Genomic DNA, 14,274 nt, shown 5'->3' on the forward strand with positions numbered 1-14,274 from the left:
CGGATCAGTATCCTAGCACCCTCTCGCCCGCCGACGCTAAGACCAAGCGGGCAGCCCAACAGGTTAAAAAACGAATGAATGCTCTAGCCCGCCGCGCTGCAGGCCTGCTGTTCAGCACAGTCTGTCTGCCTCTCTCGGCCCTGGCGGCCGACCCGCAACCGACTCATGAATTTACCCTCGATAACGGCCTGAAGGTCGTCGTGCGCGAAGACCATCGTGCGCCGGTGGTGGTGTCGCAGGTCTGGTACAAGGTCGGCTCCAGCTACGAAACCCCGGGCCAGACCGGTTTGTCCCACGCGCTTGAGCACATGATGTTCAAGGGCAGCGAAAAAGTCGGCCCCGGCGAAGCCTCGCTGATCCTGCGCGATCTCGGCGCTGAAGAGAACGCCTTCACCAGCGACGATTTCACCGCTTATTACCAGGTGCTGGCCCGCGATCGGCTGGGCGTAGCCTTTGAACTGGAAGCCGACCGCATGGCCAACCTGCGCCTGCCGGCCGACGAGTTCGCCAAGGAAATCGAAGTCATCAAGGAAGAACGCCGCTTGCGCACTGATGACAAGCCGATGTCCAAAGCTTTCGAGCGCTACAAAGCCATGGCTTACCCGGCCAGCGGTTATCACACGCCGACCATCGGCTGGATGGCTGACCTGGAGCGCATGAAGGTCGAAGAACTGCGCCATTGGTACCAATCCTGGTACGCGCCGAACAACGCCACACTGGTCGTGGTCGGCGACGTGACTCCGGACGAAGTGAAAACCCTCGCCCAGCGCTACTTCGGCCCGGTTGCCAAACGCGAAGTGCCTGCAGCGAAACAGCCGCTGGAACTGGCGGAGCCCGGCGAGCGCCAGATCACCCTGCACGTGCAAACCCAGTTGCCCAGCCTGATGCTCGGCTTCAACGTGCCGAGCATTGCCACCGCTGAAGACAAGCGCTCGGTCAACGCCCTGCGCCTGATCTCCGCGCTGCTCGATGGCGGCTACAGCGGACGCATCCCGACGCAATTGGAACGCGGCGAAGAGCTGGTCTCCGGTGGCTCCTCGAACTACGACGCCTACACCCGTGGCGACAGCCTGTTCACTTTGTCGGCAACCCCGAACACCCAGAAGAAAAAGACCATGGCGCAAGCCGAGGCCGGTCTGTGGAAACTGCTGGAGCAGTTGAAAACCACCGCACCGTCCGCCGAAGAGCTGGAGCGCGTGCGTGCGCAAGTGATCGCCGGACTGGTCTACGAACGCGATTCGATCACCAGCCAGGCCACCGCCATCGGCCAACTGGAAACCGTCGGTCTGTCATGGAAACTGATGGACACCGAACTCGCCGATCTGGAAAGCGTGACTCCGCAAGACATCCAGAACGCCGCGAAGAAGTATTTCACCCGCGAACGTCTCAGCGTCGCCCACGTTCTGCCACTGGAGACGACTCATGAGTGAGCGCAAAACCCCACGTCTGATGCTGCTCGGTCTGGTCGCGATAGCGGTCATCGGCTCGGCGGCGATGTATCTGTCGCCTGGAGCTGACAGCCACGCCAGCGAAGCACTGGATAACGCCAAAACCAGTCAGAAACTGCAATCGCTGGCCGAACTCGACGGCAAGGCCCCGGCCAGCCGCAAGCTCGATGTGCAGACCTGGAACACCGCTGAAGGCGCCAAAGTGCTGTTCGTCGAAGCCCATGAGCTGCCGATGTTCGACATGCGCCTGATTTTTGCCGCTGGCAGCAGCCAGGACGGCAACGCGCCCGGCCTCGCGGTGCTGACCAACGCCATGCTTAACGAAGGCGTCGCGGGCAAGGACGTCGGCGCCATCGCTCAAGGTTTTGAAGGCCTCGGTGCGGATTTCGGGAACGGAGCCTTCAAGGACATGGCGCTGGCCTCGCTGCGCAGTCTCAGTGCCGCCGACAAGCGCGAACCGGCGCTGAAGCTGTTCGCGGAAGTGGTCGGCAAACCGACATTCCCTGCCGACTCCTTCGCGCGCATCAAGAACCAGATGCTCGCCGGTTTCGAATACCAGAAACAGAACCCCGGCAAACTCGCCAGTCTCGAACTGATGAAGCGCCTGTACGGCGAGCACCCGTACGGGCACTCGAGCGATGGCAATCCGCAGAGCGTGCCGAAGATCACTCAGGCGCAATTGCGTGACTTCCACGCCAAGGCTTATGCGGCCGGCAACGTGGTGATCGCGCTGGTCGGTGACTTGTCCCGCGCCGAAGCCGAGGCGATCGCCCACCAAGCCTCCTCTGCCCTGCCGAAAGGCCCGGAACTGGCGAAAATCGCCGCACCGCAGGAACCGAAAGCCAGCGTCAACCACATCGAGTTTCCGTCCAAGCAGACCAACCTGATGCTCGCGCAACTCGGCATCGACCGTGACGATCCGGATTATGCGGCGCTGTCGATGGGCAACCAGATTCTCGGTGGCGGCGGTTTCGGTACGCGTCTGATGAGCGAAGTGCGCGAGAAGCGCGGCCTGACCTATGGCGTGTATTCGGCGTTCAGCCCGATGCAGGCGCGTGGCCCGTTCATGATCAACCTGCAGACCCGCGCCGAGATGAGCGAAGGCACCCTGAAACTGGTGCAGGACGTACTCGCCGACTATCTGAAAACCGGCCCGACGCAGAAAGAACTCGATGACGCCAAACGTGAACTCGCCGGCAGCTTCCCGCTGTCCACAGCGAGCAATGCCGATATCGTCGGCCAACTCGGCGCGATGGGCTTCTATAATCTGCCGCTGAGCTATCTGGACGACTTCATGCGTCAGTCGCAAAGCCTGACCGTGGAACAAGTCCGCGACGCCCTGAACAAACACCTGAGCACGGAGAAAATGGTCATCGTCACCGCTGGCCCGACCGTGGCGCAAAAGCCGTTACCGGCCCCATCTGATAAACCTGCCGAGCAACCGCTCGGGGTTCCGGAGCATTAATGGCAACTCGATCCCCTAAAAAGCCTGCGCATAACGTCCACAACGGTGTGAACCAGTTGCGCATCATTGGCGGCCAATGGCGCAGCCGCAAGCTGAGCTTCCCCGACGCGCCGGGCCTGCGCCCTACGCCGGATCGCGTTCGCGAAACCCTGTTCAACTGGCTGGCACCTTACGTCGAAGGCGCCAAGGTGCTCGACCCGTTTGCCGGCAGCGGCGCGCTGTTTCTCGAAGCGCTGTCCCGTGGCGCGGCCATGGGCCAGGCGCTGGATGCGAGCAACATCGCGGTGTCCAGCCTGAAAGAACACCTCGGTACCCTGCGCTGCACCAATGGTCAGGTGCAAACCGCTGACGCCTTGCGCTACCTGGAAACCCAGACCGCGACCCCGTTTGACCTGGTCTTCCTTGACCCGCCGTTCAACCAGAATTTGCTGCCCGCCGTGTGCTCGTTGCTGGAAGAACGTCAGTGGCTGGCGGCGGATTCGTGGATCTACACTGAAAGTGAAACCGCGCCGTCAACGCTGGGCCTGCCGGGCAACTGGCGCCTGCACCGCGAGCAGAAATCCGGCCGGGTCTATTACGCGTTGTGGCAGCGCATGGCAGAAATCGCCGGTTAACCCAAGGCGAGCAAAAAACTGTGGCGAGGGAGCTTGCTCCGCTGGGCTGCGCAGCAGTCTTAAAAAGGGCCGCTCCGCGCCCCGTCGCGAGCAATCTCCCTCGCCACAATGAGCTTCTGGCTCTGGAAATTGACTAACAGCTTTGTGGGCCACATCACATCGCTGCATCGAGAACCATCGTGTCCGCCTCTTCAGAACACTTCATTCCCGCCCTCGGCCTCGGCAATCCTCACCTGCAAACCTTGTGGGGCCCGCTGTGGCGCAAGACCGTGCATATCGAGCGTGAGCGCGAGCGCTTGTGGCTCGAGGATGGTGACTTTCTCGACCTCGACTGGCACGGTCCGCACAGCGCCGACGCGCCGCTGGTGCTGGTGTTGCACGGGCTGACCGGTTCTTCCAACTCGCCCTATGTGGCGGGCATTCAAAAGGCCTTGGCCGATCAGCGCTGGGCCAGCGTTGCGCTGAACTGGCGTGGCTGTTCCGGCGAGCCCAACCTGTTGCCGCGCAGCTACCATTCCGGCGCCAGCGAAGACCTCGCCGAAGCCATCCAGCACCTGCGCGCGAAACGCCCGCTGGCGCCGCTGTATGCGGTGGGCTATTCACTGGGCGGTAATGTGCTGCTCAAGCACTTGGGCGAAACCGGCAGCGCCAGCGGCGTGCTCGGCGCAGTCGCGGTGTCGGTGCCGTTCCGCCTCGATCAGTGCGCCGACCGGATCGGTCAAGGATTCTCGCGGGTTTATCAGGCGCACTTCATGCGCGAGATGCTCGCCTACATCAAGAACAAGCAACGGCAATTTCAACATGACGGGCGTGAAGATGGGCTGGCGAAACTGGCAGCGCTGGGTTCGCTGGAGAACATGCGCACGTTCTGGGATTTCGATGGCCGAGTAACCGCGCCGTTGCACGGTTTCAACGACGCCGAGGATTACTACCGGCGCGCTTCGAGCCGCTATTTCCTCGGCGAGATCCGCACGCCGACCCTGATCATTCAGGCCGCAGACGATCCGTTCGTGTTTCCCCACAGCCTGCCGTCAGCCGACGAGCTATCAGCCTGCACGCAGTTCGAATTGCAGGCACGGGGCGGTCATGTCGGTTTCGTTGATGGCTCGGTGCGTCGACCGGGTTATTACCTGGAGCGACGGATTCCGCAGTGGTTGCGAACACGATCCGCGTAGGAGCGAGCCGGCTCGCGATGGCGTCCTGTCAGTCGCTTCATCTTTAACTGACACACCGCTATCGCGAGCAGGCTCACTCCTACAAAGGTTCGCGCTGATTATTGGCCGGTGGCAACGCCGCGCGAAGGCTCGTTGATCCACTCACTCCAGGAGCCGGCATACAGCGAACCCAGCGGATAGCCGGCCAGACACAGGGCGAACAGGTTATGACACGCGGTCACTCCCGAGCCGCAGTAGGCAACCAGGTCTGACGGCGAGCGCTGACCCAATTGCGCGGCAAACCGCTGCTTCAGCTGCTCAGCCGGCAAGAAACGCCCATCACTGCCAAGGTTGTCGGTGAACGCCGCGCACTGCGCACCGGGAATATGCCCCGCCACCGGATCGATCGGCTCAACCTCGCCTTTGAACCGCGGCAAGGCGCGGGCATCGAGCAGGGTCAGCGTCGGCTGGCCGAGGCGCTGCTGCAATTGCTCGGCGCTGAGCAACAGTTTCATGTCCGGCTGACCGCTGAAATTGCCCGGCGTTACGCTCGGTGCATCCAGGCTCAGCGGCAACCCCGCCGCATGCCAGGCCTTTAGCCCGCCATCGAGAATGAACACGCCCTCACGCTTGCCCAGCCACGCCAGCAGCCACCACGCCCGCGCCGCAAAGGCACCCGGGCCGTCGTCATACAAAACCACGTCACTGTCATCGTTGATACCCCAAGCCTGCAGCCGTTCCACCAGCGTCCCCGGCTCGGGCAGTGGATGCCGACCGGTTACACCTTTGATCACCGCGCCACTGAGGTCACGCTCCAGGTCAGCGAAACTCGCCCCGGCAATGTGCCCTTCGGCATAGCTGCGCTGCCCATAATCCGGATCTTCGAGGGCAAAACGACAATCGAGAATCACCAGCCCCGGCTCGTCCTTTCGGGCATCCAGCGCGTGCGGGCTGATCAATTGCGCAATCGGCATAACGGGCTCCTGTGGGATATCGACGGTACGGGTTACTTCACATCTTCGAGGGCCTGGGCCAGCGGAACGTAAAACTCGTCAAACAATGCGTTGACCTGCTCCCGCGCCTCATCAGTGACGAAACCGGCTTCCAGCACCAGCACCTGATACACCCCACGTTTAACAGCTTGTTCGCTGAGATGGTTGGAGTTTTCACGGGTGGTACACAGAAAGCGTACCCACGAGGTGAGGATGATCCAGGCATTGAGCGTCAGCGACTCGATCTGCACGCGATCCATTTTCAGTATCCCCGCAGCGACGAAGCCTTCATAAATCGCCGCGCCCTGAATCACGCAACGCTGAGAGAAGCGCCGATAGCGCGCGGCCAGTTCCGGATCACTGTCGAGCAGATGTTCGAGATCGCGATGCAGAAAGCGGTAGCGCCACATCGCCGACAACAGCTCCTTCAAATAGAAACGTTTGTCTTCAACTGTCGCGGCACGCCCCTGCGGTGGACGCAAAAAGCTGTCCACCAAGGCTTCGTACTCACTGAACAACACAGCGATGATCGCCTGCTTGTTGGGGAAGTGGTAGTACAGATTGCCCGGAGAAATCTCCATGTGGGCGGCGATGTGATTGGTGCTGATGCTGCGCTCGCCCTGCTGATTGAACAGTTCGAGGCTGTTCTGCACGATGCGCTCGCTGGTTTTTATTCGTGGGGCCATGGCTTGAGCTTTAATTCAGAGTGCGGTGACAGGCATCTTACGACCTAACCGGAAATGGATAAAACACTGCTGTGCACGGAAGTCATTTGACTTTCTAGAGCATAGACTCTAAAAAGTTCATCACTATAATAAATCCGGAGCCTACGATGACTGCCGATATCGCCTACCTGCAAACCCTGCAACAGCCACTGCAAGAGCTTGAGCGTTTGCTGGCGGCGCAACGGGCTGCGTACGCCGCCAACCCGATGCCACCGGCAGCCCAGCGTCAGCAATGGCTGAAAGTTTTGCGCGAGTTATTGAGCAGTGAGCGTCAGGCATTGATCGAGGCGATCAGCGCGGATTTCAGCAACCGCAGCGCCGATGAAACTCTGCTCGCCGAATTGCTGCCCAGCCTGCATGGCATCCATTACGCCAGTCGCCATCTCAAAGGCTGGATGAAGCCTTCGCGGCGCAAAGTCGGTGTGGCATTCCAGCCCGCGGCGGCGAAAGTGGTGTATCAGCCGCTGGGCGTGGTCGGCGTCATCGTGCCGTGGAATTACCCGCTGTATCTGGCCATCGGGCCGTTGGTCGGCGCACTCGCGGCGGGCAATCGGGTGATGCTCAAACTCAGCGAATCGACCCCCGCCACCGGGCTGCTTCTCAAGGCACTGCTGGCGCGAATCTTTCCCGAAGATCTGGTGTGCGTGGTACTCGGCGAGGCCGATGTCGGCGTGGCGTTCTCCCGCCTGCCTTTCGATCATCTGCTGTTCACCGGCTCCACCAGCGTCGGCAAACTGGTCATGCGCGCAGCGGCGGAGAATCTCACGCCGGTGACTCTGGAACTCGGCGGCAAGTCGCCTGCCATTGTCTCGAAAGACGTGCCGCTGAAGGACGCCGCCGAGCGCATCGCCTTCGGTAAAACCCTGAATGCCGGGCAAACCTGTGTCGCCCCCGATTACGTGCTGGTGCCGGAAGACCGCGTCGGCGCTTTCGTCGATGCCTATCGTCTGGCCGTGCAGGGATTTTATCCGAACCTCGCCGATAACCCGGATTACACCGCAATCATCAACGATCGCCAATTGGCGCGACTCAACGGTTATGTCAGTGACGCGACGAGCAAGGGCGCGCTGCTGATCCCGCTGTTCGAACAAGGCCAGGGTCGTCGCATGCCACACAGCGTGCTGCTCAATGTCAGCGATGAAATGGCCGTGATGCAGGACGAGATCTTCGGCCCGCTGTTGCCGATCGTGCCGTATCGCGATCTGGAGCAGGCATTTGCCTACATCAATCAGCGGCCACGTCCTCTGGCTCTTTACTACTTTGGCTACGACAAACGGGAACAAAATCGCGTGCTGCATGAAACCCACTCTGGTGGCGTGTGCTTGAACGACACGTTGCTGCACGTCGCCCAGGACGATATGCCATTCGGTGGCATCGGCCCGTCAGGCATGGGGCATTACCACGGTCATGAAGGCTTCCTGACTTTCAGCAAAGCCAAAGGCGTATTGATTAAACAGCGCTTCAATGCGGCCCGGTTGATTTACCCGCCTTACGGCACCGCCATTCAAAAGCTGATTCAGAAGTTGTTCATTCGTTAAACGTTTATCACTGCCGGGTAATAACAACAATGCACCCAAGCCTGACTGAAACACCCGCCCTCTCGCGCCGTGGCCTGCTGAAATTCAGCCTCGGTGCCACGGCGTTCCTCGCCACTGCCGGCCTCGGCGCCAGCCTCAGCGGTTGCTCTTCCGACGTTGCATCCGATGGCTTCATTGTCCTGCGCGACGGCGATCTGCTGTTTTTGCGCGCGCTGATTCCGGTGATGCTGGACGGCGCAGTGGCCGCCGAGAAAATGCCCGCCGCGGTCGATGGCACGCTCAGATCGCTGGACTACAGCCTCGATCATGTATCCCCGGAAATGCTCAAACTCACTCGCCAACTGTTCGATGTGCTGGGCATGGCCGTGACGCGCGGGCCACTCACCGGGATCTGGGGCAGCTGGGAAAACGCCAGCCCCGAGGCGATGCGCCACTTCCTTGAACGCTGGGAGAACAGCTCGCTGAGTTTGTTGCGCATGGGGCATAGCTCGTTGCAGCAGATGGTGCTGATGGCTTGGTACAGCCGCGTCGAATCCTGGACGCACTGCGGATATCCCGGGGCCCCGAAGGTCTGAGACCGCTTCGCGCCTTTCGCGAGCAGGCTCGGTCCCACATTGGAATTCTTTTCAAATGTGGGACCGAGCCTGCCCGCTAAGAGGCCTGCAAGAACAACAAAAACAAGAGAACCTGATCAATGCCCGTACCCGACCCTTTCCGTGAAGGCCTCGCCCGAGGCTGGAAAACCTACAACGGCGCACAGCTGGCTGACGACCTCACACTCGAAGCCGACGTGGCCATCATTGGCAGCGGCGCCGGTGGCGGGACCACGGCAGAGATCCTCAGCGCCGCCGGCTATAACGTGTTGCTGATCGAAGAAGGTCCGCTGAAAACCAGTTCCGATTTCAAAATGCTCGAAGCCCAGGCGTATAGCAGCCTCTATCAGGAAGGCATCGGGCGGATGAGCAAGGACGGCGCGATCACCATCCTCCAGGGCCGTGCGGTCGGTGGCACCACGTTGATCAACTGGACATCCAGCTTCCGCACGCCGGAACCGACGCTCGAACATTGGGCCAGAGAACACAACGTCAAGGGCCACAGCCCGGCAGACATGGCGCCGTGGTTCGAAAAAATGGAGCAGCGCCTTGGCGTCGCTCCATGGCTGGTACCGCCCAATGCCAATAACGACGTGATTCGCAAAGGCTGCGAACAACTCGGCTACAGCTGGCACGTGATCCCACGCAACGTGCGCGGTTGCTGGAACCTCGGCTACTGCGGCATGGGTTGCCCGACCAACGCCAAGCAATCGATGCTGGTCACCACCATTCCCGCGACCCTGGAGAAAGGCGGCGCGCTGCTGTATCTGGCCCGTGCGCAAAAGCTGCTGATCAACGGTGACAAGGTCACAGGCGTGCAATGCGTGGCGATGGACGAACGCTGCGTCGCGCCGACCGGGCGCACCATCACCGTCCAGGCACGGCATTACGTGCTGGCCGGCGGCGGGATCAACAGCCCGGCGCTGTTGCTGCGCTCTGACGCACCCGACCCGCATGAACGGCTGGGCAAACGGACTTTTCTACACCCGGTGAACATGTCCGCCGCGCGCTTCGATGATGTGGTCAATCCGTTTTACGGCGCGCCGCAATCCATCTATTCCGACCATTTCCAGTGGAAGGACGGCGTCACCGGGCCGATGGCGTTCAAACTCGAGGTGCCGCCGCTGCATCCGGCGTTGGCAGCCACCTTACTCGGCGGCTTTGGCCAGGAAAGCGCACAGCACATGAACGATCTGCCGCACACCCATGCGATGCTCGCGCTGCTGCGTGACGGTTTTCATCCGGACAGTGTCGGCGGCTCGGTCGAATTGCGCGGCGACGGCTCAGCCGTTCTCGATTACCAGGTTTCGCCCTACGCTTGGGAAGGCCTGCGCCGGGCGTTTCAGGTAATGGCCGAGATTCAGTTCGCCGGCGGCGCCAAATCCGTGATGCCGATGCATGCCGACGCTCACTACGTAAAAACCCTGGCTGAAGCACGCACGCTCATCGATGGCCTGAGCCTTGAGTTGTATCGCACGCGGCTCGGCAGCGCTCACGTCATGGGCGGCTGCACCATGGGCGAAGACGCGCAATACGCCGTCACCGATAGCCTCGGCCGTCATCATCAGCTGCGCAATCTGTCGATTCACGACGGCTCGCTGTTCCCCACCAGCATCGGCGCCAACCCGCAGTTATCGGTGTACGGCCTGACCGCGCAACTGGCGACCGCGCTCGCCGACCGGCTGAAAAACCCATGAAAAAACAGAATATTCCTATCGTCTATAGTGCTCTCTTACCCAACAGCCGACTTGGCCGACCGGGGCGGCTGCGATACCATCCGATTCCCCAACGGACTCCCGCCAGGACGACGCGATGAACCGAGTGTTGTACCCAGGTACCTTCGACCCTATTACCAAGGGCCATGGCGATCTGGTCGAACGCGCCTCGCGCCTGTTCGATCACGTGATCATTGCAGTCGCCGCCAGCCCGAAAAAGAACCCGCTGTTCCCGCTGGAACAACGGGTCGAACTGGCTCGCGAGGTCACCCGTCATCTGCCGAACGTGGAAGTGGTCGGCTTTTCGACGCTGCTCGCACATTTCGCCAAAGAGCAGAACGCCAATGTGTTCCTGCGTGGTTTGCGCGCGGTGTCGGACTTCGAATATGAATTCCAGCTGGCCAACATGAACCGTCAGTTGGCACCGGATGTCGAGAGCCTGTTTCTCACGCCATCGGAGCGTTATTCGTTCATTTCTTCGACGCTGGTGCGGGAAATTGCCGCGCTGGGGGGTGACATCAGCAAGTTCGTCCACCCCGCCGTGGCCGAAGCACTGACCCAGCGCTTCAAAAAGTAGGAGCTGCCCAAGGCTCGGCTGCGATCAGACGATCTGTTCGTTTCGATCGCGGTTGTCAGTGCCCTTGATCGCCGCCGCGTGCACTGCGCTCGCCAATACGGCACAATTGCGCGCATTGATTTATAGCGCCCGGGCCTGCCGCCCCGGCTGGAGTTAGCATGTCCCTGATCATCACCGACGATTGCATCAACTGCGACGTCTGCGAACCCGAGTGCCCGAACGCCGCCATCTCGCAAGGCGAAGAGATTTACGTAATCGACCCGAACCTGTGCACTCAGTGTGTCGGCCATTACGACGAACCGCAGTGCCAGCAGGTCTGCCCGGTGGATTGCATTCCGCTGGACGAAGCGCACCCGGAAACTGAAGAACAGTTGATGGAAAAGTACCGCAAGATCACTGGCAAGGCCTGAGTTCTTCAGCGTCTGTTCCGACGTCATCGCGGGCAAGCCCGCTCCCACAGGGTTCTGATTTGTGTGAACAACAAAATCCTTGTGGGAGCGGGCTTGCCCGCGATGACGATATCAGCCAGATCGCTGATGCCTGATCAGCTCACTCGCGCTGCTCGAACCCCTCCCCGATACAGCCCAGACACCGCACAAACGCGGCCCTCGCCGGATCAACCACCAGCGCCTGCCCCGCATCGCCTACCCCACCACCCAGTGCGGTGAATGGCAGCGAAACCACGAACGCCCCCGCACCGATCACTGTCGCCACGACCAGCAAGGGGCGGGCAATCAGCAAGTCGCCGAGCATGGCGTACGCTGGAGGGTTCTGGATGGTGTAACGCGGATCGCCGCTGCCGCTTTCCGAGGCCTGCACGGCCAGACTGGAACACAGCAGCAGCGTGACGAAGATGACTCGCAGGACTTGCATGGCACGATCCTTTGGGCTGAACAGTGAGACAACTCACTATAGACCGTAGGACTTTTTCAGCTTTGCCCCCTTATTTCTGGCAGCGTGGACAGAAGACGCTGGCCCGCTGACCGAGCTTCACTTCCCGCAACCCGGTGCCACACACCTTGCAGTGCTGGCCGCCACGCCCGTAGACAAACAGTTCCTGCTGAAAATACCCAGGCTGCCCATCACCGCCGATGAAGTCACGCAACGTGGTGCCGCCGCGCTCGATGGCAGCAGCCAGGATGCGCTTGATCTCGATCGCCAGCTTCAGATAACGCCCTCTGGAAATGCCGCCAGCCTCGCGACGCGGGTCAATCCCGGCGGCGAACAGCGCTTCCGTCGCGTAGATATTGCCGACACCCACCACTACGGCGTTGTCCATGATGAACGGTTTGACCGCCATCGAACGCCCGCGTGACAGCTTGAACAATCTTTCGCCATCGAACAGATCGGTCAAAGGCTCGGGCCCGAGGCGAATCAGCAGCTCATGATTGAGTGGGTCGCTGCTCCACAACATCGCACCGAAACGTCGCGGGTCGGTGTAGCGCAGGGCCAGGCCCGATTCCAGTTCGATGTCGACATGCTCATGTTTCAACGCTGGCAAACCCGCCTCAACCAGACGCAAGTTGCCTGACATGCCCAAATGGCTGATCAATGTGCCCGCTTCGGCGTTGATCAACAGGTATTTGGCACGGCGCTCGACCAGCACGATGCGCTGCCCGGAAAGGCGCACATCGAGGTCATCGGGAATCGGCCAGCGCAACCGCCGGTCACGCACAATGACCCGGCTGACGCGCTGGCCCTCCAGATGCGGCGCAATACCGCGGCGAGTGGTTTCGACTTCCGGCAATTCAGGCATGGCGTCCTCGGATCAATGCGCGCCGAGGTCGCGGATCGTTTGTTTAAGGGTTTCGAAATCGTAATCCGACAAACCGACATAATCGAGGATCAGCGGACCGATGCTGTTCCACTCGTAGTCTTCGGTCTGGTTGCCCAGCACGCGATAGGAGGCGCAGATGTGCTCGGCCATCTTCAGAATGGCGAGGAGGTTTTTCAACTGACTGTTTTTCGACGATTCGTCGCTGAAAATTGCCAGCGCGTTGTGGTGATTGGCAATCGCCGCGCTGACGTGTTCCGGCAAACGCCACGACTTGGCCGTGTAATAACCGACCACCGCATGATTGGTGTTGAACTCACGGTTCTCGGTGTCTACCACACGGCATTCCGGGCTGGCGTTGGCGTACGCCTGCTCCAGCACCGTCATGTAATTGGGGAAACGTTGCAGCATCAACGGCACGCCGCAATCGTGGAACAAGCCCAAGGCATACGCCTCGTCACCCGCTTGCGTGCCCACGCGCTTGGCCAGAGTCAGACACGTCATCGCTACATCCTGAGCGGTATCCCAGAAGCGGTTGAGCGTGACGATCGTGTCGTCGTTCATCTCGCCCTTGATCGACTGTGCGTTGATCAGGTTGATGATCGAACGACTGCCCAGCAGGTTCACCGCACGCTGAATCGAGGTGATCTTGTTGCTCAAACCGTAATAAGGCGAGTTGACGATTTTCAGCAGCGAACCGGAAAGGCCGGGATCCTGGGCGATCAATTTGGCGATCACCTCCAGGTCCGGGTCGGGCATGTACTGCTCCATTTGCAGATCCACCATGATCTGCGGTTGCGCCGGCACGCTGATGCCTTGCAGCGATTGTTGAATCTGTTCGGTGGTCAGCTCTTGGGACATAAGTACACACTCTGGGACAGGCGGCGATTCTAACCGCTGAAGCGGGACGACGACACACCGACGGGCACATCGCCGGAACTTTCATCCGCGCGCAGGCTTCGGACTCTGTAGGGCGCACTGGACCGTCACGGTCTGGTGCGAAGGCAAAATCTCCACAGACTCAGGAGCTTACCAATGGCAACTTCCCTCAATGGCAAACGCGTCGCTATTTTGGTTACAGATGGTTTCGAGCAGGTCGAACTGACCGGCCCGAAGGATGCCCTGGAACAAGCCGGGGTGCAGGTCGATATTCTTTCCGCCGAGGCCGGCACGGTCAAAGGCTGGAACCATGACAAACCGGCGGACGATTTTCCCGTCGCCAATACCTTTCAGGGCGTCAGCGTCGATCAATACGATGCCGTGGTGCTGCCGGGCGGCGTGCAGAATTCGGACACCATTCGCATTGATCAGGACGCTCAGCATCTGGTCAAAACCGCTGCCTCGGCGGGCAAGCCGATCGCCGTGATCTGCCATGGCAGCTGGTTGCTGATTTCTGCCGGACTGGTCAATGGCAAGACCATGACCAGCTATAAAACGCTCAAGGACGATCTGGTCAACGCCGGTGTGAACTGGGTCGATCAGGAAGTGGTCAAGGATGGCAACCTGATCAGCAGTCGCCAACCGGATGATGTGCCGGCGTTCAGTCAGGCCCTGATTGATGCACTGGCTGCGTAGGATCTGAAATCGCTTTCGCGAGCAGGCTCGCTCCCACATTGAAAGGCATTCCGAATGTGGGAGCGAGCCTGCTCGCGAAGGGCCATCCGCTTTTCATCGCACGC

At 60.6% G+C, this 14,274-nt stretch carries 15 protein-coding genes; 10 read left to right on the top strand and 5 right to left on the bottom strand.

The window, feature by feature from the left end; translation table 11 throughout:
* Positions 1-74 precede the first annotated feature (74 nt).
* The 4 genes from EL257_RS25815 (at position 75) to EL257_RS25830 (ending at position 4,702) form a co-directional block, all read left to right on the top strand.
* Positions 75-1,430, top strand: a complete 1,356-nt coding sequence (locus EL257_RS25815; protein ID WP_126367347.1) for a M16 family metallopeptidase — start codon at positions 75-77, stop codon at positions 1,428-1,430.
* A complete protein-coding gene (locus tag EL257_RS25820; protein WP_126367349.1) occupies positions 1,423-2,913 on the top strand; it encodes a M16 family metallopeptidase in 1,491 nt (496 codons plus the stop codon). Before EL257_RS25815 ends, EL257_RS25820 begins: the two co-directional genes overlap by 8 nt.
* The gene (rsmD, locus tag EL257_RS25825; RefSeq protein WP_126367351.1) at positions 2,913-3,527 is read left to right on the top strand and encodes a 16S rRNA (guanine(966)-N(2))-methyltransferase RsmD; all 615 of its coding nucleotides are present in this window, start codon (positions 2,913-2,915) and stop codon (positions 3,525-3,527) included. Before EL257_RS25820 ends, rsmD begins: the two co-directional genes overlap by 1 nt.
* A gap of 179 nt (positions 3,528-3,706) precedes the next feature.
* Positions 3,707-4,702 carry a hydrolase gene (locus tag EL257_RS25830; RefSeq protein ID WP_126367353.1) on the top strand — a complete coding sequence of 332 codons (996 nt, stop codon included), beginning with the start codon at positions 3,707-3,709 and terminating at the stop codon, positions 4,700-4,702.
* A 98-nt stretch (positions 4,703-4,800) separates the two neighbouring features.
* On the opposite strand, the gene EL257_RS25835 is transcribed toward EL257_RS25830, so the two are convergent.
* Positions 4,801-5,655 (bottom strand): sulfurtransferase, encoded by an 855-nt coding sequence (locus EL257_RS25835; protein WP_126367355.1) that lies wholly within the window; start codon positions 5,653-5,655, stop codon positions 4,801-4,803.
* Positions 5,656-5,687: 32 nt separating this feature from the next.
* Entirely contained in the window at positions 5,688-6,359 is a 672-nt protein-coding gene (locus tag EL257_RS25840; protein WP_126367357.1) for a TetR/AcrR family transcriptional regulator, read from the bottom strand.
* Between the two features lie 146 nt (positions 6,360-6,505).
* Here EL257_RS25840 and EL257_RS25845 point away from each other — a divergent pair, with 146 nt between their 5' ends.
* From EL257_RS25845 to EL257_RS25865, 5 genes are all read left to right on the top strand, one after another.
* Positions 6,506-7,936 carry a coniferyl aldehyde dehydrogenase gene (locus EL257_RS25845; protein WP_126367359.1) on the top strand — a complete coding sequence of 477 codons (1,431 nt, stop codon included), beginning with the start codon at positions 6,506-6,508 and terminating at the stop codon, positions 7,934-7,936.
* A gap of 29 nt (positions 7,937-7,965) precedes the next feature.
* On the top strand, positions 7,966-8,511 hold the full coding sequence (locus EL257_RS25850) for a twin-arginine translocation pathway signal protein (RefSeq protein WP_126367361.1): 546 nt from the start codon (positions 7,966-7,968) through the stop codon (positions 8,509-8,511).
* 119 nt (positions 8,512-8,630) lie between these two features.
* On the top strand, positions 8,631-10,226 hold the full coding sequence (locus tag EL257_RS25855; protein ID WP_126367363.1) for a GMC family oxidoreductase: 1,596 nt from the start codon (positions 8,631-8,633) through the stop codon (positions 10,224-10,226).
* A gap of 115 nt (positions 10,227-10,341) precedes the next feature.
* Entirely contained in the window at positions 10,342-10,821 is a 480-nt protein-coding gene (gene coaD / locus EL257_RS25860) for a pantetheine-phosphate adenylyltransferase (RefSeq protein ID WP_126367365.1), read from the top strand.
* 158 nt (positions 10,822-10,979) lie between these two features.
* Complete coding sequence (locus EL257_RS25865) at positions 10,980-11,231, top strand: YfhL family 4Fe-4S dicluster ferredoxin (RefSeq protein ID WP_003195146.1); 252 nt, start codon at positions 10,980-10,982, stop codon at positions 11,229-11,231.
* A gap of 139 nt (positions 11,232-11,370) precedes the next feature.
* Here the strand turns inward: EL257_RS25865 and EL257_RS25870 are convergent, their stop codons facing one another.
* The 3 genes from EL257_RS25870 to EL257_RS25880 form a co-directional block, all read right to left on the bottom strand.
* Positions 11,371-11,694: a multidrug transporter gene (locus EL257_RS25870; protein ID WP_126367367.1), complete on the bottom strand. Its 324-nt coding sequence runs from the start codon at positions 11,692-11,694 to the stop codon at positions 11,371-11,373.
* A 70-nt stretch (positions 11,695-11,764) separates the two neighbouring features.
* Positions 11,765-12,577 carry a bifunctional DNA-formamidopyrimidine glycosylase/DNA-(apurinic or apyrimidinic site) lyase gene (mutM, locus tag EL257_RS25875; RefSeq protein ID WP_126367369.1) on the bottom strand — a complete coding sequence of 271 codons (813 nt, stop codon included), beginning with the start codon at positions 12,575-12,577 and terminating at the stop codon, positions 11,765-11,767.
* A gap of 12 nt (positions 12,578-12,589) precedes the next feature.
* The gene (locus EL257_RS25880; RefSeq protein ID WP_172604585.1) at positions 12,590-13,402 is read right to left on the bottom strand and encodes an HDOD domain-containing protein; all 813 of its coding nucleotides are present in this window, start codon (positions 13,400-13,402) and stop codon (positions 12,590-12,592) included.
* Between the two features lie 228 nt (positions 13,403-13,630).
* Between EL257_RS25880 and EL257_RS25885 the strand changes: the two genes are divergently transcribed.
* Complete coding sequence (locus EL257_RS25885; protein WP_126367373.1) at positions 13,631-14,170, top strand: type 1 glutamine amidotransferase domain-containing protein; 540 nt, start codon at positions 13,631-13,633, stop codon at positions 14,168-14,170.
* The last annotated feature ends 104 nt before the right edge of the window (positions 14,171-14,274 follow it).

It is taken from the genome of Pseudomonas fluorescens (assembly GCF_900636825.1).
Lineage (GTDB): Bacteria > Pseudomonadota > Gammaproteobacteria > Pseudomonadales > Pseudomonadaceae > Aquipseudomonas > Aquipseudomonas fluorescens_BG.